The organism is Actinopolyspora sabaoui, from assembly GCF_051225635.1.
In the GTDB taxonomy this organism is placed as follows: Bacteria; Actinomycetota; Actinomycetes; order Mycobacteriales; family Pseudonocardiaceae; genus Actinopolyspora.
The window spans coordinates 65,620-85,561 of the sequence record NZ_JBMIHH010000016.1 but is presented as its reverse complement, the minus strand read 5'-3'; the positions used below and the strand labels follow the sequence as shown (position 1 = coordinate 85,561).

Annotated in this window: 17 protein-coding genes and 1 tRNA gene; 9 read left to right on the top strand and 9 right to left on the bottom strand. The window is 68.2% G+C overall.

The features are described from left to right. Positions 1-161 precede the first annotated feature (161 nt). Together bagA and bagB are read left to right on the top strand one after the other, a co-directional pair. Positions 162-1,166 carry an ATPase BagA gene (gene bagA, locus ACOQFL_RS22585; protein ID WP_435546216.1) on the top strand — a complete coding sequence of 335 codons (1,005 nt, stop codon included), beginning with the start codon at positions 162-164 and terminating at the stop codon, positions 1,164-1,166. Next, a complete protein-coding gene (gene bagB / locus ACOQFL_RS22580; RefSeq protein ID WP_435546215.1) occupies positions 1,163-2,299 on the top strand; it encodes an ATPase BagB in 1,137 nt (378 codons plus the stop codon). The genes bagA and bagB overlap by 4 nt, the downstream gene beginning before the upstream one ends. Positions 2,300-2,504: 205 nt before the next feature. Here the strand turns inward: bagB and ACOQFL_RS22575 are convergent, their stop codons facing one another. Continuing rightward, the gene (locus ACOQFL_RS22575) at positions 2,505-2,807 is read right to left on the bottom strand and encodes a WhiB family transcriptional regulator (RefSeq protein ID WP_435546214.1); all 303 of its coding nucleotides are present in this window, start codon (positions 2,805-2,807) and stop codon (positions 2,505-2,507) included. A gap of 243 nt (positions 2,808-3,050) precedes the next feature. Here ACOQFL_RS22575 and ACOQFL_RS22570 point away from each other — a divergent pair, with 243 nt between their 5' ends. Beyond that, positions 3,051-5,501: a penicillin-binding protein gene (locus tag ACOQFL_RS22570; RefSeq protein WP_435546213.1), complete on the top strand. Its 2,451-nt coding sequence runs from the start codon at positions 3,051-3,053 to the stop codon at positions 5,499-5,501. Positions 5,502-5,614: 113 nt separating this feature from the next. Here ACOQFL_RS22570 and ACOQFL_RS22565 read toward each other — a convergent pair whose 3' ends face one another. After that, positions 5,615-6,085 (bottom strand): GatB/YqeY domain-containing protein, encoded by a 471-nt coding sequence (locus ACOQFL_RS22565; RefSeq protein ID WP_435546212.1) that lies wholly within the window; start codon positions 6,083-6,085, stop codon positions 5,615-5,617. 318 nt (positions 6,086-6,403) lie between these two features. Between ACOQFL_RS22565 and ACOQFL_RS22560 the strand changes: the two genes are divergently transcribed. Both ACOQFL_RS22560 and ACOQFL_RS22555 read left to right on the top strand, forming a co-directional pair. Continuing rightward, the gene (locus ACOQFL_RS22560) at positions 6,404-7,366 is read left to right on the top strand and encodes a metallophosphoesterase (RefSeq protein WP_435546211.1); all 963 of its coding nucleotides are present in this window, start codon (positions 6,404-6,406) and stop codon (positions 7,364-7,366) included. An 85-nt stretch (positions 7,367-7,451) separates the two neighbouring features. Next, positions 7,452-7,525, top strand: a tRNA-Pro gene (locus ACOQFL_RS22555). Positions 7,526-7,711: 186 nt separating this feature from the next. On the opposite strand, the gene ACOQFL_RS22550 is transcribed toward ACOQFL_RS22555, so the two are convergent. Next, positions 7,712-8,749: a glycoside hydrolase family 25 protein gene (locus ACOQFL_RS22550; RefSeq protein WP_435546210.1), complete on the bottom strand. Its 1,038-nt coding sequence runs from the start codon at positions 8,747-8,749 to the stop codon at positions 7,712-7,714. Positions 8,750-9,022: 273 nt separating this feature from the next. Here ACOQFL_RS22550 and ACOQFL_RS22545 point away from each other — a divergent pair, with 273 nt between their 5' ends. The 4 genes from ACOQFL_RS22545 to ACOQFL_RS22530 all read left to right on the top strand — a co-directional run bounded on the left by ACOQFL_RS22545 (position 9,023) and on the right by ACOQFL_RS22530 (position 13,534). After that, positions 9,023-10,867, top strand: a complete 1,845-nt coding sequence (locus ACOQFL_RS22545; RefSeq protein ID WP_435546209.1) for a S9 family peptidase — start codon at positions 9,023-9,025, stop codon at positions 10,865-10,867. A 220-nt stretch (positions 10,868-11,087) separates the two neighbouring features. After that, complete coding sequence (locus ACOQFL_RS22540; RefSeq protein ID WP_435546208.1) at positions 11,088-11,795, top strand: hypothetical protein; 708 nt, start codon at positions 11,088-11,090, stop codon at positions 11,793-11,795. Positions 11,796-11,859: 64 nt separating this feature from the next. Then, positions 11,860-12,768, top strand: a complete 909-nt coding sequence (locus ACOQFL_RS22535; RefSeq protein ID WP_435546207.1) for a LysR family transcriptional regulator — start codon at positions 11,860-11,862, stop codon at positions 12,766-12,768. A 214-nt stretch (positions 12,769-12,982) separates the two neighbouring features. Further along, positions 12,983-13,534 (top strand): cysteine dioxygenase family protein, encoded by a 552-nt coding sequence (locus tag ACOQFL_RS22530; protein ID WP_435546206.1) that lies wholly within the window; start codon positions 12,983-12,985, stop codon positions 13,532-13,534. A gap of 99 nt (positions 13,535-13,633) precedes the next feature. Here the strand turns inward: ACOQFL_RS22530 and murQ are convergent, their stop codons facing one another. The 6 genes from murQ to ACOQFL_RS22500 form a co-directional block, all read right to left on the bottom strand. After that, positions 13,634-14,596: an N-acetylmuramic acid 6-phosphate etherase gene (murQ, locus tag ACOQFL_RS22525; RefSeq protein ID WP_435546205.1), complete on the bottom strand. Its 963-nt coding sequence runs from the start codon at positions 14,594-14,596 to the stop codon at positions 13,634-13,636. Then, positions 14,593-15,522 carry a MurR/RpiR family transcriptional regulator gene (locus tag ACOQFL_RS22520; protein ID WP_435546204.1) on the bottom strand — a complete coding sequence of 310 codons (930 nt, stop codon included), beginning with the start codon at positions 15,520-15,522 and terminating at the stop codon, positions 14,593-14,595. The genes murQ and ACOQFL_RS22520 overlap by 4 nt, the downstream gene beginning before the upstream one ends. Before the next feature lie 215 nt (positions 15,523-15,737). Continuing rightward, complete coding sequence (locus ACOQFL_RS22515; RefSeq protein WP_435546203.1) at positions 15,738-16,106, bottom strand: nuclear transport factor 2 family protein; 369 nt, start codon at positions 16,104-16,106, stop codon at positions 15,738-15,740. Positions 16,107-16,202: 96 nt separating this feature from the next. After that, positions 16,203-16,595 carry a PPOX class F420-dependent oxidoreductase gene (locus ACOQFL_RS22510; RefSeq protein ID WP_435546202.1) on the bottom strand — a complete coding sequence of 131 codons (393 nt, stop codon included), beginning with the start codon at positions 16,593-16,595 and terminating at the stop codon, positions 16,203-16,205. Between the two features lie 161 nt (positions 16,596-16,756). Continuing rightward, positions 16,757-18,511, bottom strand: a complete 1,755-nt coding sequence (locus ACOQFL_RS22505; RefSeq protein WP_435546226.1) for a serine hydrolase domain-containing protein — start codon at positions 18,509-18,511, stop codon at positions 16,757-16,759. Between the two features lie 133 nt (positions 18,512-18,644). After that, positions 18,645-19,898, bottom strand: a complete 1,254-nt coding sequence (locus tag ACOQFL_RS22500) for an exo-beta-N-acetylmuramidase NamZ family protein (RefSeq protein WP_435546225.1) — start codon at positions 19,896-19,898, stop codon at positions 18,645-18,647. Positions 19,899-19,942: the final 44 nt, after the last annotated feature.

Here is a 19,942-nt window from a genome sequence, read left to right as displayed (position 1 = left end):
CTAAGTGCCGGCTCCGGGAGACTGTTCCTCGGCTCGGAAATCCGCCCGGTCGGATCGTGCTGCGGTCGGCTCGTGGTGTGGTCGACGGTGAGCTCTCCCGCGCGGTTCGCCACGAGCTCGACGAGCGGACAGAGCTCCCCGGATGAGCTTAGGCTGATCGTGTGAGCTCTGAATGGGACCGCGAACTCGACCAGGCGAGGCTGCACTTCGTCAGTGGCAAGGGCGGTGCTGGTAAGACCACCGCCGCCGCCTCGCTCGCCCTCGCCCTGGCGACCGGTGGTCGCCGGGTGCTGCTCGCCGAGGTCGAGGGCAGACAGGGGCTGGCCCAGCTGTTCGACACACCACCGCTGGAGTACTCCGAACGCAGACTGGCCGCCGCTCCCGGGGGAGGCGAGGTCCGTGCCCTGGCCATCGAGGCGGAAGCCGCGCTGTTGGAGTACCTGGCCATGTACTACAGCCTCGGCATGGCGGGGCGCACGCTGCGCAGGATGGGCGCGATCGAATTCGCCACCACGCTCGCCCCCGGCCTGCGTGACGTGTTGTTCACCGGAAAACTCAAGGAGTGCGTGCGGCGGACCGACACCAACGGGCGACACACCTACGACGCGGTGGTCGTGGACGCACCACCCACCGGCCGGATCGTTCGGTTCCTCGACGTCACGCGCGCCATGGCAGACCTGGCCAGGATGGGGCCCATCCACGGGCAGAGCGAGGAGGTGGCGGGCCTGCTGCACTCCTCCGACACCGTGGTGCACCTGGTCACCCTGCCGGAACAGTTGCCGATTCGGGAAACCATGGAAACGGTGGAGGAACTCGACGCGGCCGAACTGCGCCCCGGGGCGGTGCTGTTGAACCGGGTACGCCCCTCCCGGCTGGCCACCCGCTCGGTGCTGGCCGCCGCCGGGGGGAGGGTCGACGCGACCAGAATTCGCGGGGGACTGCGCTCGGCCGGGCTGGACTGGGACGACGAGGTGCTCGACGGCCTGGTGGCCGAGACCATCGAACACGCGGGCCGAGCCAGTGCCGAACTGTCGGCCCGGGAACAACTGGAAAACACCGCGCTGCCGTTCCTGGAACTACCCGACTACGTCGAGGGGATCGACGTCGCGGCGCTCTACGAACTGGCGGACGGGCTCGTCGCGCGCGGTGTCGGAGGAAGCCGATGAACACACCCCCGGGGCCGGAACGGCTCGACATCGACCGATTGCTCGACGACCCCGACCACCGCGTCCTCGTCTGCTGCGGTTCCGGTGGAGTCGGCAAGACGACCACCGCGGCCGCCCTGGGGATCCGGGCGGCCGCTCGCGGTCGCAAGACCGTGGTGCTGACCATCGACCCCGCGCGCAGACTGGCGCAGGCGCTCGGGCTGGCCGAACTGGACAACACCCCCCGTAAGGTCGAGCTCGAGCAGGGCGAATCCGGTGAGCTCCACGCCATGATGCTCGACATGCGCAGGACGTTCGACGACATGGTCCTGGCGCACGCCGGGCGGGACCGTGCGCGCCAGATCCTGGACAACCCCTTCTACCAGACCGTGTCGACCTCGTTCTCCGGGACGCAGGAGTACATGGCGATGGAGAAACTCGGCCAGCTGGCCGCCGAGGACACCTGGGACCTGATCGTGGTGGACACCCCACCGAGTCGCTCCGCGCTGGACTTTCTGGACGCCCCGCAGCGACTGTCCACGATCCTGGACGGCAGGCTCATCCGGATGCTGGCCACTCCGGCCAAGGCGGGCGGCAAGGGGATCCGCAGAATCGTCGGGGCCGGATTCGGGATGTTCGCCAAGGCGGTTTCCACGATCGTCGGACGCCAGCTGCTCGCGGACGCCGCCGCTTTCGTGCAGGCGTTCGACTCCACGTTCGGCGGCTTCCGGGAGCGGGCGGACCGGACCTACCGGCTGTTGCGCTCCAGTGGCACCCGGTTCCTGGTGGTGGCATCCCCGGAAGCGGACGCGCTGCGAGAGGCCTCCTACTTCGTGGAACGGCTGTCCACGGAGCACATGCCACTGGCGGGCATGGTCGCCAACCGCACGCATCCGGTACTGGCCGACCTGGCTGCCGCGCGTGCGCTGTCGGCAGCCGAGGAACTCGAAACAGCCGGTTCCGCCCCGTTGGCCGCCTCGGTTCTCCGGCTGCACGCCGACCGGGTGGCGGTGGCGGAACGGGAGAAACGCCTGCTGGCCCGGTTCACCAGGGCGCATCCGGAAGTCGAGCTCGGCAGCGTTCCCGCACTGGCGGACGAGGTGCACGACCAGTACGGCCTGCGCGAGATCGGCAGCCGACTCGCCCGGCAATGAGGCTGTCCGCGCCCCGCGGTGGCGTCAATTTCCCGCGAAATCGCCGGGCGGCTTCGACGCGGGCCGAGCTCCCACCTCCCCTCGCAACTAGAGCTCCCACCACTCATGCAGGCCGCACTCCGACCACTCTCGCCGCTGGTGCCGCTGCGCGAGGTTCCGCCACGTAACAAGCTACGCAACCCGTGTGGCCGACAGCTCTCCGCTTTCAACCCAGTTGGTAGGCGTCGACATCCTGGGAGTAATCCTCCCGCGCGGCTTCGAGCAGCTCACGCCAGTTGCGCACATCAGGGCGCCTGCGCAGCAGCGCTCGTCGTTCCCGTTCGGTCATGCCACCCCAGACACCGAACTCGATCCGCTTGTCCAGCGCCTCCGCGAGGCACTCGGTGCGGACCGGACATCCGAAGCAGATGGTGCGTGCCTTGCGCTGCTCCGCACCTCGTACGAAAAGCTGGTCGGGATTCGTGTCGCGGCATGCCGCGTTCACCCGCCAGTCCCCCTGTTCCAACATCAAAGCCCCCAGCTCCTCACTGGATTGTCGGCGACCATGCAACCTCCGGCCCCCCGGCACCGGCCGTCGTGACGTACCCGCGGGTACGTCACGAAACCTGTCGCTAGACGTGGACGCACACTAGAAGATCTCGGTTCCGTAGCCAACCGACTTTCGTGGGAATTTTCTTTCACTCTCATCACATCGGGGGTTATTGACCGTGACAGCGAGTCGCGTGGCGCGGCTCGGCTTACCGTTTACCTCGTGCGGCTACGTAACGGCGTGCTCAAGCTGTTCGGTCTTTGTGTGCTGGCCGGCGTCCTGATCGCCGGCATGGTCTTCCCCGCCGCGGGAGCACTCGGAGTGATATCGAACCGCGCGGGCGATGCGGTGAACAGGATCTCCACCGAACTGCTCACCGAGCAACCACCCCTGGTCTCGACAGTGACGGATCGCAAGGGCGAGCCGATCGCCTACCTGTACGAGCAGTACCGGACACCGGCCACGTCCGACGAGATCGCCGACACGATGAAAGCGGCGATGGTGGCCATCGAGGACCAGCGGTACTACGAACACGAAGGGGTGGACTGGCCGGGCACGGTGCGTGCCTTCGTCAGTAACCAGGTGGCAGGCAGGATCACCCAGGGCGCTTCCACGATCACCCAACAGTATGTCAAGAACTACCTGGTGCACGTCACCGCCGCGGGAGACCCCGTCAAACAGGCCGAGGCAACCGAGCAGACCGTGGCGCGCAAGCTGCGTGAGATCCGGGTCGCCCTCCAGCTGGAGAAGCGGTTGAGCAAGGAGGAGATACTCACTCGCTATCTCAACGTCGTTCCCTACGGGAACCGCGTCTACGGTATCGCCGCCGCCTCCCACGCCTACTTCGGAACCACCCCGGGCGAACTCACGATCGCGCAGGCCGCGCTGCTGGCCGGTGTGGTCAACCGCCCGGGCTCGCTGAACCCGGTCACCCAGCCCAAGGAGGCGATGTTCCGGCGCGGGCTGGTCATCGACGCGATGGCCAGGCAGGGAAGGATCACCCAGCAGGCCGCTCGGGAAGCCAAGGAGGCCCCGCTGGGGATCGAAGAGCCCCTCGCCAAACTGCCCAACGGATGCGTCGGTGCCGGCGCGCAGAACGGCTTCTTCTGCAAGTACGTGGAGAATTACCTGCAACGAGCGGGGTTCTCCATGGAGCAGCTGCGTCGGGGCGGCTACACGATCCGGACCACGTTGGACCAGGGAATCACGGCCGCGGCCAAGGAGTCGGCCGAGCAGGGCGTGCCCAAGGACAGCGATCAGATCGCCAACGTGATGTCCGTCGTGGAGCCCGGCGAGAGCAAACACCGGGTCCGCGCGCTGGTGGCCAACCGCGACTTCGGTTTCGACAAGGAGCAAGGGGAGAGCGCATACGCGTTGCCCAGCTCCATGGCACCACCCGGCGCGGGGTCGGTGTACAAGACCTTCACCGCGGCGGCCGCACTGGAAGCGGGGATGGGGATCCAGGACGTCGTCCCGGCGCCCGGTTCATACACCTCGGTCAAGTTCAGCAACGGGACCAACCCCTACACCGTGGGCAACGCCGAGGGAGTCGGAGCCGGTTCCCGCTCGATCCAGAGTGCGCTGGCGACCTCGCCCAACACGGCGTTCGTCATCCTGGAGGAGCGTGCCGGGCTGGACAACACCGTTGAGATGGCCTCCCGGCTGGGGATGCGCCGGACGCTCAACCACCACGACCTGGCGGGCGTACCGATGGTCGCCGAGCGAGCTCGGGAACGTACCCAGGCCGAAGAGATCAAACAGCGCAAGATCGGCGCGTTCACCCTGGGATTCAGCCCCACCAGTCCACTGGAACTGGCCAACGTGTCCGCGACCATCACCAGCGGTGGTGTCTGGTGCCCACCGACGCCTGTCAAGAGCATCCGTGACCGCCACGGCAACCGGGTCTCGATCACCGAGAAACCCTGTGAACAGGCCGTGGACCGGGAGCTGGCGGACGCGATGGCCGTCGGAATGTCCGACGACACCACCTCCGGTACCGCCACGCGGGCGGCAGGCGCCACCGGGTGGAGCCGGCCCACCGCGGCCAAGACCGGTACCACCGAAACCTTTGGTTCCGCCGCCTTCATCGGTGCCACCCCGCAGCTGGCGGGTGCCGTGCTCACCTACATCGACCGGCCCGAATCCCCCGGTATGGGGATTTGCCTGGGGAGCCCTCCCACGGTCTGCGGCAGTGGCAACATCTACGGCGGCACCATTCCCGCCAAGACATGGATGCGGGCCATGAAGACCGCGCACGAGGGGCTGCCCGTGGTCGAACTGCCGTCGACCACCGACCGCTACCGGCACGGCGGTTCCGGGAAACGGGTTCCCGAAGTCGTGGACATGTCCGCCGACCAGGCCGTGAAGAAGCTGCGCGAAGCGGGTTACAAGGTGGAGCGGCGCACCGTCAGCAGTAGCGAGTCCGAGGGAACGGTGATCAGCCAGTCGCCACGCGGTATCGCACAGCGCGGCACCTCGGTGCTGCTCTCGGTCAGCAGCGGCTACATCCCACCGCCCCGGACCGTCGCCGCGCAACCGCCTTCCCAAGGGGGCGAGCCGGGGGAGAACGGGGGAACCGGCGGAGGTGAGCGCGGCGGCAACGGTTCCGGCGGTGGTTCCGGAGAGGGCGGTGCGGGAGGGCCTTCGCGGCAGCAGGAGGACTCCGGTGGCTGACCGGAGTTCCCCGCTCGGGACTTTACCCCTCCGCCGGGGAGCTCGTAGGACACTCGGGTGGTCTCGCCACCCGAGTGCTCCGTGAATGGCGGGTGGGGAACTTCAGCGGGGGGTCAGCCGTTGAGCTCCGCCTTTACCGCGGCCGCGACCCTGCCTCCCTCGGCCCGCCCCGCGACCTTGGCGTTCGCGACCTTCATGACCTGCCCCATCTGCTTCGGACCCGGCGTCTCACCGAGTTCGGACGCGACCTCGCTCACCGCTTCCTTCGCCACTCGGGTGAGCTCCTCGTCGTCGAGTTGTGCGGGCAGGTACTCCCGGAGGATGTCGCCCTCGGCGCGTTCCGCCGTCGCCTGCTCGGCACGGCCCGCCGAGTCGAAAGCCGAGGCGGATTCCTCGCGCTTCTTGACCTCCTTGGAAAGAACTCCCCGAACCTCCTCGTCGGAGAGCTCACGTGCCCGCTCCCCCGAAACCTCCTCGGCGCCGATCGCGGACAGCGCCATCCTGAGCACCCCGGTGCGAGTGCTTTCCCGTTCCTTCATCGCCGCGGTCATGTCGGCCCGCAGGCGTTCCTTCAACTCGGACATGCCCCGATTATCCCGGAGTGAGAAAAATTCTCCCCGGTGCGTGTGTGATTACGTGGCGGAACCTCCGGCACGGCTCTCGCTCCGGGAGGCCCGACATCGGGTAGTTACTACACAACGTCGGGCCTTCCTCACGAGAGCCGCACCGGAGAACCCGCGGTCGGTACTGCTGCGAGGGTGGTGGGAGCTCGCCCTGCGTCGATGGCGCGGCGATTTCGCGGGAAATTGACGCCGCCGCGAAACGGAGCGTCCGTTGGGGGAGCCCGAGAACACGTGACCGCCACTCGGCTCGGATCTGTACGTTCTCGTAGGCTGGGTGCTGTGAACACCTTCGGTCGTACTCTGCTCGCCACCGGTGCTCTCGGGGCCTCGGCGCTCGGTTACGCGGCGGGAATCGAGCGCACCCACTGGACACTGCGCAAGGTCACACTGCCGGTACTCGGGGAGTCGAGTCCGCGGCTTCGGGTGCTGCACATCTCGGACCTGCACATGACTCCGAATCAGACCTCCAAACAGCGCTGGGTCGCCGCGCTCGACGAACTCGAACCCGACCTGGTGGTCAACACCGGCGACAATCTGGCGCATCCGCAGGCTGTCCCGGGGGTGTTGCGGGCGCTGGGTCCGTTGTTGGATCGCCCGGGGATGTTCGTGTTCGGCAGCAACGACTACTACGCCCCGAAACCCAAGAACCCGGCACGGTACCTGTTGCCCTCCGGCAAGAAGAAGCGCATCAGGGGAAGGCCGTTGCCGTGGCGGGATCTGCGTGCCGCCATGACGGAACGCGGCTGGCTGGATCTGACACATCGGCGGCGTCGGCTGACGGTGGGCGGGGTAACCGTGCACACCGCCGGGCTGGACGATCCGCATCTCAAACGGGACCGCTACTCGGAGATCGAGGGGAAACCGCCCGCGGAGGTGGGGCTGAGCCTCGGTGTCACCCACTCGCCGGAACCCAGGGTGCTGGACGCCTTCGACGGCGACGGTTACGACCTGGTGCTCGCTGGGCACACCCACGGGGGGCAGCTCTGCGTTCCGGGGTTCGGCGCGATCGTGACCAACTGTGAGTTGGACCGGGGGCGCGCCAAAGGACCCTCCGAGTGGGGTGAGCACATGCGGCTGCACGTCTCGGCCGGGCTCGGAACCTCGCCCTACGCGCCCGTGCGGTTCGCCTGCCCACCGGAGGCGACGCTGTTGACGCTGGTGCCGCGTTCGCAGCGGCCCGAGGAGGACCTCGCTCACTCCGTTACGGGGACCCCTGTCGAATCCGGCACGGGCGTGGGATAGACTTTGTCGTGCCGTCACACGGAGATCCACCGCGTTGTCGGCACAGCCAATGGGAACCGCCGATTCGATGGTTTCGGTGGGGTACCGGGGTGTAGCGCAGTTTGGGAGCGCGCCTCGTTCGGGTCGAGGAGGTCGTGGGTTCAAATCCCGCCACCCCGACAGCAAGGATCCGGCTGTCGACTCTTCCGGAGTCGGCAGCCGGATTTTTCGTGTGCCTACCGTGGCGTGGGCCTACCCGAGTGCGGTGCTCGTCCGGTGCCGGGGCCTCCACGGCGGGGCAGCCACGGTGGGATGCCCCGGCGGAACGATGCCGGCGGAACGGCTCCTCCAACCGAGCGGAAACCTTCAGTTGTCGCTCCGGGGTGCCTCGACCTGCTGATACGGCACCGACGCGCTCAGCCGCGCCGTAACGGCGTTGACCACGTCCTCGTGCCGCGGATCGTCGGCTCCCAGTGAAGCCGTGACCGCCTCGGAGATCATCGTCCGCAGCACTTGTTCGGCCGCCTCCTCCCGCGCTTCGTGGCCGTTCCCGTCCTGGTCGTGCCCGTTCCCGCCCTGCCGTGCCGCGGTGGCGTCCTTGGCGTACCGCTGGTGCAGCCGAAAGGTGTGCTTGTCGATGGCCCTGATGAAATCGAGGGTGGTCAGGCTCACCTCGGTGTTCACGTGGGACTTCCAACCGGGGTACTGGCCGGGGACGCGGCTGCCGGTGAGTTGTTCCAGAATGCTGAAAATGGCGTTTCGTTCGTCGTCACGCATGTCTTCTCCCCGTGGATCGAGCAGTTCTGCCAGCTGTTGACGGTTCCCCCGGTAGGCGTTGGCGTCTACGGGGCGCTGGCCTGCGACGGTGGCGGAACTGGTGAACTGCAGTACGGCCACCCGGTTGTTGCCGTAGTCGCTCCAGAAGTGTTCGGGTACGCGTTGGTAGATCTCGCTGGCGTAACCGCCGTTGTTGTCCGGGTAGCGGGACTTCCACAGTGGTGGGAAGCCGGACAGGTCCGGCCTTCCCAGGCGCTGCCAGTACCACTCGGGCAGGTAGAGCAACGGGGTTCCAAAACCACGGGCGTGCAGCTCGCCCAGCAGCTCGCCGGTCAGTCGGGTTCCACCGCCGCCCTCCTCCACGTCCAGGATCACCGGAACCTCGGGGGGCACCACCCGGGCGACATGGTCGGCCTGCGCCGCCGCCGGGTAGTCCTCCCGCTGGTAGTGGTAGGCGGCTACCAGCAGTCCTGCCGCACGTGCGGAGGCCAGATTGGCCTTGAATCTGGCGTCGACGAACCCGGTGCCCTCCGTGGCCTTGATGAACACGAACTCGAAATCCTCGGCCCGAGCCCGGTGCATGTCGAACGAGCCCTGATAGTGCGAAACGTCGATTCCGTAGATCATTCCTGCTCCACATGAGCTCGCGGGAGGTTGTGCGTGCTCGGGACCCCTCGTTCCCGGCGCTCCTCGTGGGACTCCGGGAACCCGGGTTTTCCGGTGAGGTCTTCTTCTCGATGAGTTCCGGCAGCGCGAAACATCTCGATCATCCTGACTCCTCGGCGAAGTGACAATCCTTCGACCGGCTTGTATCCCTCACCTGGTCGTGGGACACCCGCTGGCGGCGGACACAGCATCCCCGTTGCCGGTGAGGTTGCCCGATCGGGCAGTATCGGTGTCGTGAGCACGTATCCCAGCGCCGAGATCCCAGCGACCCTGTTCGACGATGCGGACAAGGAGGAGCGCTGGCGTGCGCGTTTCAGCGCCCCCCGTGTCTCGATGCCGGACTGGGCACGTGACGCTCCGGAACGGAGTCTGTACGTGTCGAACGTGAGCGGGACCTGGGAGCTCTACGCCTGGGACCGTGTCGCCGACTCCCACCGGCAGGTCACCGACCGGCCGAACGGCACGTTCCACGGCACGCTCACCGCCGACGGCAAGCACATCTGGTGGTTCGACGACACCGACGGCGACGAGTTCGGCGTGTGGCGCAGCGAGCCGTTCGACAAGCACGACACGGCAGCCGTCGAGGGGCTGCCCGGAACCCACGCCGGGTATCCGGCCGGGTTGGAGCTGGGATCGAGCGTGCTCGCGGTCGGGATGTCCACCGACGACGGGGTCACCGTCTGGATCTCCCGCGACGGTACGGCTCCTACGGTGATTTACCAGCACGAACAGGACGGCGGCCTGACCGGTATGTCCTGGGACGAGAGCCTGCTGGTGCTGTCCCATTCCGAGCACGGCGACAGCAGGCACCCCGCGCTGCGCGTGCTGCGCAGCGCCGACGGGTCGAAGCTCGCCGAGAAGTGGGACGGCTCCGGGCTGGGGTTGGGCGCGTTGGACTTCGCACCGGTCTCCGGCGACACCAGGCTGCTCGTCTCGCACGAGCGGCACGGCCGCGAGGAACTGCTCATCTGGGACGTCGCCACCGACACCGAGACCGAACTCGATCTCGGCCTGCCCGGTGAGGTCGCGGCGGACTGGTACCCGGACGGTTCGGCGCTGCTGATCGCGCACACGCATCAGGCGCGCACGACGCTGTACCGCTACGAGATCGCGACCGGCACGCTCGTGCGGTTGCCCACCTCGAAGGGAACCGTGGGTGCGGCCTCCGTGCGGCCGGACGGCGCCGTGGAGTACACCTGGTCCTCGGCCGCGGTGCCCGGTCGGGTTCGGGTGCTCTCGCGGGAGGGCGAGGACAGCGTGCTGTTGACTCCCGGTGGGGTTCGGCCCCCTGAGTCGCAGCCGGTCGAGGACGTGTTCGTGCCGGTTTCCCACGGGCCCAACGAGACGGTGCACGCGTTGCTCGCCCGTCCGGAGGACGCGGGCAGCGGGCCGCTTCCCACGGTGTTCAGTCTGCACGGTGGTCCGCACGCGGCCGACGAGGACCGGTTCTCCTCCTATCGTGCCGCCTGGCTGGAAGCCGGGTTCGCGGTGGTGGAGGTGAACTACCGGGGTTCCACCGGTTACGGCTCGGCGTGGCGCGACGCGATCGAGGGACGCCCCGGCCTCACCGAACTGGAGGACGTCGCGCTGGTGCAGGACTGGGCGATCGACAACGGGCTGACAACCCCGGAGCTCAGCGTGGTCGCCGGTGCTTCCTGGGGTGGTTACCTCACCCTGCTCGCGTTGGGAACTCAGCCGGACCGCTGGGCCGGCGGAGTGGCCGGTGTCCCCGTGGCGGACTACGTCTCGGCCTTCGCCGACGAGATGGAACCGCTGCGTGCCTACGACCGGGCGTTGTTCGGTGGTTCGCCCGAGGAGCTCCCGGAGGTCTACCGGGAGTGCTCCCCCATCACCCATGTCGACCGGGTGCGGGCCCCGGTCCTGGTCCTCGCGGGCGACAACGATCCACGGTGCCCGATCCAGCAGGTGTTGAACTACCTCGACCGGCTGGCGGAGCGGGAGTTGCCGTTCGAGTTCTACCGCTACGACGCCGGGCACGGTTCACTGGTCATCGCCGAGACCCTCAAGCAGGTGGCCACCGAGATCCACTTCGCCAGGCGGACGGTGGGGATCCACTGAGCAGCCGTCGGTGCGAGCCGGTCACACCGTGGTGCGCCCGAGGCTGAGCGGCTCATGCTTGCCGGACCCCGATTCCGGGAAGCAAAAGGTGCCCGGGAAGCAAAAGGTGCCGCCCCGCGGGGGCGGCACCTCGTCAAGCCACAATCCCACCGGTATGGCCTGTCACGAAAAGTGACTACCAGGGACCGTTCCGAGATCTTCGGCTACTACGATACGCGCCGTGCGTTCCGTCGACAATCAGGACTCCGGCGAAATCGGGCAGGACTCCGACGAAATCGGGAACGACACTCTCTTCTCGCTGTTCGGAGTGCCCCGGATGCGGGGTTATCTGGACGCCTGCGGGGGTGATCCGGCCGTCGCGTTGGAGCTGTACCGCTGGAACACCCGGATCAGCGGCGCATTCTGGGAGACCTTGAGTCATCTGGAGATAGTGCTGCGCAACGTCTTGGCGAAACGTCTCGCGGTTCGTCATGAGGCTGCCGAGCGAGCCGGCTCATGGTTGGACGATCCGAGCCGGGAACTCGACCATCGAGCTCGACGAGAGATCGTGGAGGCCCGGCAACGCGTCAACCGCAAGGGAAAGACCGCCAGTGAGGGGCAGATTCTGAGTGAGCTTTCCTTCGGATTCTGGCGATTTCTGCTCGCGAGGCGTTATGCGACCACCCTGTGGCCTGATCCCGCTCGCGGTTTTCCAGCCGCACCCACGCGGGCCCGAACGGTGGTCGAACAGCCGGTCACCCGGCTGCACGAGTTCCGGAACAGGTTGGCTCATCACGAACGTATTTGGAACCAACCGTTGAAAGAGCGCCACGACGACATCATGGCTCTGCTCGGTTTCGTTCGAAGTGATCTACCCGACTGGGTGGCCGAGGAATGCCGCGTGTCAGCGGTGCTGGTCACCTGCCCGATCGAACGTCCTTACCCGTAGACGCGCGGTACGAGCCGGTCACACCGTGGTGCGCCCGGGGCTGAGCGGCTCATATGCTGCGGTAATGGTCGATCCCCGCTACATCGGCGTGTTTCACGAGGTGGTGCGAACCGGTTCCTACACGGCGGCGGCACGCGGTCTCGGCTACAGCCAGCCCGCCGTGAGCCAGCAGATGCGTGCGCTGGAGCGAGCGCTGGGGACTCCGCTGTTCCTGCGCGCGAGCGGAGGACTGGAACTCACCGAAGCGGGCCGGATCCTGGCCGGACACGCCGACTCGGTGGTCGAGGAGCTCACCGCGGCCGCGAACAAGATCACCGCGGTTCGCGGGCTGCGCCGTGGCAGCGTCCGGCTGTGTGCCTTCCCGAGCGCCAGCGCCACGTTGGTGCCGGGCGCGGTCGCGCGGATCACGGCGAGCCACCCGGAGTTGCGCATCCAGCTCAGCGAGGCCGAACCCCCCGACTCGCTGGAGGCGCTGCGTCGCGGGGAGTGCGACGTCGCGCTGGCCTTCAGCTACCCCGACATCGAGGAGCCCGCCGGGAACGACATCACGGGGACCGACGTGCTGGACGATCCGATGGTGGCGGTGCTGCCGGTGGCGCACCCGCTGGCCGAGCGCGAATCGGTGGCGCTGTGGGAGCTGGCCGGACAACGCTGGATCGCGGGGTGTCCGAGGTGTCGGGATCACTTCCTGCGCTCCTGCGAGAACGCGGGGTTCGAGCCGGACATCGCCTTCACCACCGACGACAACCTGGCGGTGCAGGGGCTGGTGGCCGCGGGGGTGGGGATCGCGTTGATGCCCTCGCTGGTGCTTTCCTTCCTGCGCCACCCCGATGTGGTCGGCACACCGGTGGAGGGGCTGCGTCCCCGCCGGGTGACGGCCTACGCGTTGTGGGAGCAGCACCGGATACCGGCCACCGCGTTGCTGCTGGAGACCTTCGGTGAACTCGGTGCGGAGATCGTCGCGGAGGGCTGAGCGCCACGCCCGCGTTCCCGCCGTGGCCCCGTTCCCACCCAGCCTCCAGTCAGTGCCCGCCGGAGCCTCGCCGGTTCCTCCCGGTTCTCGGCAGTGGCGCGGATCATGATCCGACCCGTCGCGGTGCCCGTTCCGTGCGGCTATAAGCCCGGTTAGTACCCGCCAAAGAATTCGGTGGTCGACCGGGGAGCGTTTCGCTGTGCATGGTTTCGACATGACCACCATGCGGAGCGAGCGGGCGAATCCTCGGCTGACCGAGCTGACTGACGTGATCCGTGACCGCGTGCGCGCCGGAGTGAACCAGGCACACACCGCCGACCTGGTCAAGGAGGCGCTGCGGCCGTTCCTCGATGTTCCCGGACTGCTCACCGAGGAGCAGCGACGCGGTGATCCGGAGCGCTATCTGCAGCACGTGCTGCACGTGGAACCGGACGCGAGTTTCTCCGTGGTGGCGCTGGTCTGGCTGCCCGGGCAGCAGACCCCGGTACACGATCACGTGGCGTGGTGCGTCACCGGCGTCTACCAGGGTGCCGAGAGCGAACAGCACTATCAGGTACGCGAATCCGAACAGGGCGCCTGTCTGGTTCCGACGGAGCTGGTCACCAACCACGTGGGGGAGAGCTGTGGATTCGCTCCCCCCGGGGACATTCACCGCGTCCGCAACTGCGGCACCGGGACGGCGATCTCGCTGCACGTCTACGGCGCCGACATCGGAGAACTCGGCACCAGTGTGCGGCGGGTCTACGAACTCCCGGTGCACGAGTGATCGAGGTTTTCCGGCCGATTCATCGGGTTGCCCGCTCGGCGGAGCTTCCCGAGGAGGTGTGAGCGACTCGGAGAGCCGCTCCCGTCCCGAGCCGTGGTCTCAGGAGCGCAACGCGCGCAGCGCGTCCCGGACGTGCCCGTCGGCCTCGCGCAGCGCGTCCGAGGCGCTTTCGACATCCACCTCGCCCAGCAGATGGACCAGGGCGGTCTTGAGGTCGCCGCCCGCTCGGTGCAGGGCGGGCTCGCAGGTTTCCGCCGGTGCCCCGGTGGCCTCGCACAGGATCCGTACGGTGCGGGCCCGCAACTTGGCGTTGGTGGCCACCATGCTGACCATCAGGTTGGAGTAGGTGCGTCCCAATCGAATCATCACCGCGGTGGAGAACGAGGTCAGCACCAGCTTCTGGGCCGTGCCCGCCTTCATCCGGGTGGAACCGGTGATCGGTTCCGGTCCGGTGTCCACGGTGATCGCCGTGTCCACCGCCGCCGTGGCCCGTCCGTGCGGGTTGGACGAGACCAGGCCGGTTCCGGCGCCGAGCGTGCGCGCCGCTTCCAGCGCACCGAGCACGTAGGGCGTGTTCCCCGAGGCGGCCAGCCCGAGCACGAAGTCGTTCGCGGTGGTCTCCCGTTCGATCGTGCTCGCCCCGGCGGCGGCGTCGTCCTCGGCGTTCTCCACCGCCTCGCGCAGCGCGGGTTCGCCACCGGCGAGGTGAGCCACGAACCAGCCCTCCGGCATGTTGAACGTCGGGACGAGTTCGGCGGCGTCCAGCACGGCCAGCCGCCCGGAGGTCCCGGCACCGACGTAGTGCACCCTGCCGCCGGATGCCAGCGCCTTCACCGCCAGGTCCACGGCATGTGCCAACTCGGGCAGCGCCCGTCCGACGGCCTCCGGAACCGAGCGGTCCTCCGTGTTGAGCCGTTGCAGCAGGTCGAGCGTGTTGAGCAGGTCGATGTCCGGGGTGCGCGGGTTGCTCCGTTCGGTCGGCGACTCCGCGGGCGTGGGGTGGTTCCCGGGATCGGCGGACCACTCGGTTCGGGAGTTCCGGGGTGCACCGTTCCGGCTCAAGGGTTGTCCTCCCGGTGTCTGCGCTTGTCGGGACGCACTCGCAGCCGGTGGTTGCCGACGGCCTGGGAAGTCGCCTGCAGCGCTGTCTTGGCGTCGTCGATGTGGCGCTGCGCCACCCCCACGAACAGGCAGTCGATCACGGTCAGCTGGGCGATCCTGCTGGCCATGGCGCCGGACCGGTAGGTGGTTTCGCGGGCGGCCGTGGTCAGTACCAGGTCGGCGATCTCGGTCACGGGGGAACGTTCGAAGTTCGTGATCGCGGCCGTGGTGGCACCGTGTGTGCCCGCTTCGCGCAGCACCTCCACGGTTTCGGCGGTGGCACCGGTGTGCGACACACCGAGGGCCACGTCGCCGGGTTCCAGGATGGCCGCCGAGGTCAGCGCGTTGTGCGTGTCCGGCCAGGCGAAGCAGGTCAGGCCGATCCGGTGCAGCTTCTGTTGCAGGTCCAGCGCCACGAACCCGCTCGCCCCGACCCCGTACACGTCGATCCGGCGTGCCCGTGCCACCGCGTCCACCAGCGAACGAAGCGCGGTGACGTCGAGCTGTTCCGTGGTCTCCTCCACGGCACGCGCGTCCGCGTACCCGATTTTGTCGACGATCTGGCCGAGGTCGTCCGTTTCGGAGATCTCGCTGCCCAGATCACGGTCCCGGCTGGTTGTGCGCGCCGTGTCGGCGGCGAGCGCGATGCGGAGCTCGGGATACCCACTGACTCCCACGGCCTTGCAGAACCGGGTGACGGTGGTCTCGCTCGTCTCGGCTGCCTCGGCCACGTCGGTGATGCTGCGGTGCGCGATCGAGTAGGGGTCGGCCAGCACTATGCGGGCCACTCGCTGCTCGGCGCGCGCCAGGCCGGGCAGCAGTGAACGAATCCGGACGAGCGGACTGTGCTCACCGGATTCGATGCCGGATTCGTCGGGAGTGGCCATGTGGGAAAGTTACTAACATCACTGTTGCTCGGTCAAACGGAGCGGTGGGCGGAAACCCCGTCCACCACCATCAGGCTATGCCACCGGAGCGGGTTTCCGCCCCCTTTTCGGGATGATTACCGGAAATGGCGGCTACGGGACGGTGAGGTTTTCCGAGGCGTCGCCGCACGGCCCGGGCCGGTTGCCGGGGCGCCACGCCACGGCCCGCTCGGGACTCACTCGGCGGCCTCCGGTGGGCACGGCGTCCCTTGGTGGTGTCGCAGGCGCCAGTCCTCGTCCTGCCGGAGCCACACCGAACTGCGAAACGTCTTCACGTCGCTCCGGTGTGCCGTGTAGGTGAGCAGGATCGTGGCGGAGTCGATCCGCACCGGCCGAAGTTCCGTGGTCGTGATCCGCTCCGAACTGTCGGAGGCCGTGGCCGCGGTGATCGTGTCCCGGTCCCACACCGCTCCGGAGGCGCCGAACTCGGTGAAGTCCGGGTGCAACAGCGCGCGCACGGCTTCCGGATCGTCGCGCACGCGGGGGTCGAGCAGTTCCAGTTCGTGCGCGACGACCTCGTCGAAGTCCGTTCCGGGGTCCACCATGCGCGAATCGTAGGTGGCTCCGCCGCCGCGGGGGGAGCCGGTTTCACCGGCGTGCGCCCGCTCCGGGCTCGACCGGCTCTCGCGTTCGAGCAGCTCTCACATCCGGGTGGTGTGCTGCGGCTCCACGTAGACGATCACCCGGTGGTCGCCCGGCTGGTCGTAGGGATACTCGTCGGCGTCCATGTATTTCTTGGCCAGCCGGTTGATGAACGCCCGATCCGGGTCGTCCTCCACCCGAGCCACCCTGCCGCGGACCTCGAGGTACCGGTAGGGCTGTTCCGGATCGAGTGCGGAGATCGCCAGTCGTGGCTCCCGCTGCAGGTTCCGGTACTTCTGGCGCGCGGTGGTCTGGCTGAACTTGAGGTACTGCCCGTCCCAGTCGATCCACACCGGACTGGACTGCGGTTCCCCCTTCGGTCCGATCGTGGCGATGTGCGCGAACGAGCGCTTGTTCAGGATGTCCTCGAGATCCTCCGGAATCACGGACAAGGCGTCTTCCCTCCTGCCGGGTGAACACGGTCGACATCGGGCACGCTATCGCGAAATCACGCCGGGTGCCCGTACCGAAAAGCTCCGTGTTCGCCCCCGTTCGAAGGATTCGGCCGTTTCCCCGGCGAGCCCCGCGACCGCACGATCCGCGTGCTCCGGACTCAGCGTTGCGCCACCAGGAACCCCGCGCCGCGCAGCCTGCCTGCCTCGGCCTCGCCGTCGAGCACCGTCCTGCCCCCGGTCGAAAGCCTGATGCCGTCCAGATAGACCCCTCTGCCCACGTACCGTTCGTCCGGCGCGAAGCGCCAGCGCAGCAGTGTTTTCCCGGAGCGGTTTTCCGGAACGGTGCCGCGCACCCGCCACCAGGCGCGGTGCCCGGAACCGGTCAGTTCGGTCACGGGGCGCCTCGGGGATCCCGGCCCTCTGGTGTGCAGCCGCACCGGGTTCCAGGAGGCCCCGCCGTCCTCGCTGTACTCCACCAGCAACCGGTCGGCCCCGTCGGTGTCCCGCTGAGTGTCCACGAACGCATCGAACGACACCCGCAGGCGGCCCTCGGCCGCCACGGAATCGGTGGTCAGCGTGGCTTCCCCGTCCGAGGAGCCACCACCGGTGAACCAGGCGGTCGGACCGTGCCGCGGCTCCACGGCCATGGATCGGGCCAGGCCCTGCGCCAGCGCCACCCGCGCCGGGTTGTTCGACCCCCACTCCCGCGAGGGGTGGACGCGGTTGCTCAACAGGATCGCCATCGAACGCGACCGCGGGTCGAGCACCATCGACGTTCCCGTGTACCCTGTGTGCCCCGCGCTGCGAGGGCCGGTCAGCCCCGCCATGTACCAGCGCTGTTCCAGTTCGAAACCGAGGCCGTGCGAGTGCTCGGGGAACTCGGTGTTGTAGTCGGTCAGCATCAACTCCACGCTGCGCTCGCGCAGGATGCGCTCGCCGTCGTAGCTTCCGCCGTTGAGGATCGCCTGCCCGAGCACGGCCAGGTCCTCCGCCGTGCCGAAAATCCCCGCGTGGCCCGCCGTTCCTCCCAGCGACCAGGCGTTCTCGTCGTGCACCCGGCCGCGCACCATGCCGCGTGGCGGATCGCTCTGGAACTCCGTGGCCGCGATCCGGTGCAGTTTCGAACGCGGCGGCAGGTAGCCCGTGTCGGTCATGCCCAGTGGTTCGGTGATTCCCCGGGCGACCACGCTGTCCAACCGCCGTCCGGTCACCCGTTCGAGTAGCTCGCCGAGCACGATCATGTTCGGGTCGGAGTAGTTGTAGGTGCTGCCCGGTTCGGCGACCGGTTCGAGGTTCATCACGTGCGGCATCCGTTGCCGCTCCGGCAGCTCCCACAGTTTCACCACCGACTGCAACCCGGAGGTGTGCGTCAGCAGCTGGCGTACCGTGATCCCCGACTTGCCGTGGTTGCCGAACTCGGGCAGGTACCGCGCGACCGGTTCGGTCAGCTCGACCCGCCCGGACTCGACCTGCTGCAACACCGCTATGGAGGTGAACAGCTTGGTCATCGAGGCGAGATCGAAGATCGTGTCCGGGGCGGTTCTCTCCTGCCGCCCCGCGGGGAGTTCGGTGCCCGCGCCGTCGGCGTAGCGCAGTTCGTAGCCCACCGCCTCGTGGCTGACCACCATGCCGTCGTGGGCCAGCAGGCTCACCGCGCCCGCGTACATCGGTTTCTCCCGCTCCGGAGTGGACTCGCTCCAGTCGGCCAGTCGCGCGGTGGCCTCCCGGATCGGTGCGGGCGCCAAACCGGCCCCACGAGGGGTGGCGTCGCGTAGGCGTGTGTCAGTGGCGGAGAACCCCTCGTGCGGCAGGTCGAACCGGCCGCTCGACCGCACCCCGGGGACGGGGGCGGAAGCGCAGGTCGTCACGGTCAGCATCGACAGCAGTGCCGTCACCAGCAGCGGGTTGCGCATCCTCACCTCACGGCGCTGGAACTTCATCGACTCGGTTCCCGTGGTGTTCGGTCGGTGGTGTGTCGTGCCCTGTCCGAGGCTTGCTGCTTTGCCCATATCCCGCTCCGCCGTCCGGGCCCCGGGGTTCCGCGGTTCACCGGTAGAGCAGGTAGGGGCGGCGTCGCCGTCGGAAACCGGCCAGTTCTTCCTCCCAGGCCCCGATGACGTCGGGCGAGTCCGCGCCCGCGTCGATCATTTCGCGCAGGCGGGCTGACCCGGTGAGATTGTCGATCCAGTGGTCCGAGCGCCACCCGAACACCTCCGGGTACAGTCGTCGGGCCTGCACGAGCATCCGCACCGCGGTGCCGATCGCGTCGAACTCCGCGTCCCCGGTGCGGTAGAGCTGCACCCCGCCACAGGTCTTTCCTCGGTGCTTGGAGAAAGTCGGCACGAAGTGCGCCTCCCGGAAGTAGGCCCCGGCCGTACCCTCCGAGTTGAGCCGTTCCGCCCAGCGCCGGTCCACTTCGGGCGCGCCGATGATCTCGAAGGGTCTGGTGGTTCCTCTGCCCTCCGAGAACACCGTGCCCTCGAACATCCCGGTTCCGGGATAGGCCAGGGCGGTGTCCGGTGTTGGCATGTTCGGGCTCGGCGGTATCCAGGGCAACCCGGTTTCGGTGAACGAGTGTTTCCTGGACCAGCCGGACATCTCGACCACGTCCAGACCGGGGAGTCGTTCGTTCTCCCGCTCGGGCAGGAATTCGGCGTCGAACATGCGTGCCAGTTCGCCGACGGTCATGCCGTGTTGCTGTGCGATCGGCAGCTCACCCACCCCGGAGGCGAACTCGGGATCGAGCACCGGCCCGGCCGCGTGACCGCCCAGCGGGTTCGGCCGGTCCAGCACGGTCAGTGGCACTCCGACCCGCACTGCCGCTCGCATCGCGGTGTACATCGTCCAGATGTAGGTGTAGAAACGCGTTCCGACGTCGGCGATGTCGAACACCAGCCGGTCGACCGAGGCCTGCCGCAGCATCCCGGCGAGTTTCGCCGCGTCCGCTCCGTAGGTGTCGTAGACCGGTATCCCGGTTCGGGGGTCGGTGTAGTCGCCTTCCGAACCGCCGGCCTGCGCGGTGCCCCGGAAACCGTGCTCCGGGCCGAAAACGGCCACCACCTCGACGCCCTCGGCGGAGTGCATCTCGTCGACGATGTGTGGCAGCCCCGCTCGCGGCCGGGTGACCACTGATGTCGGATTGGCGATCACACCGAGCCTGGGGCCGCGGAGACGGCCCCACCCCGCCGCGGCGAGCTCGTCCGCCCCGGTACGTACCGGTTGGTGGCCGGCTCCTCGTTCGGAGTCGTGTTCGGGTTCCCGCTCGGCACCGGCGGCCGATGCTCCGGTGAGTCCGAGCATCGGAGCCGTCACGGCGGAGGAGAGCAGGAACCTCCTGCGGTCCA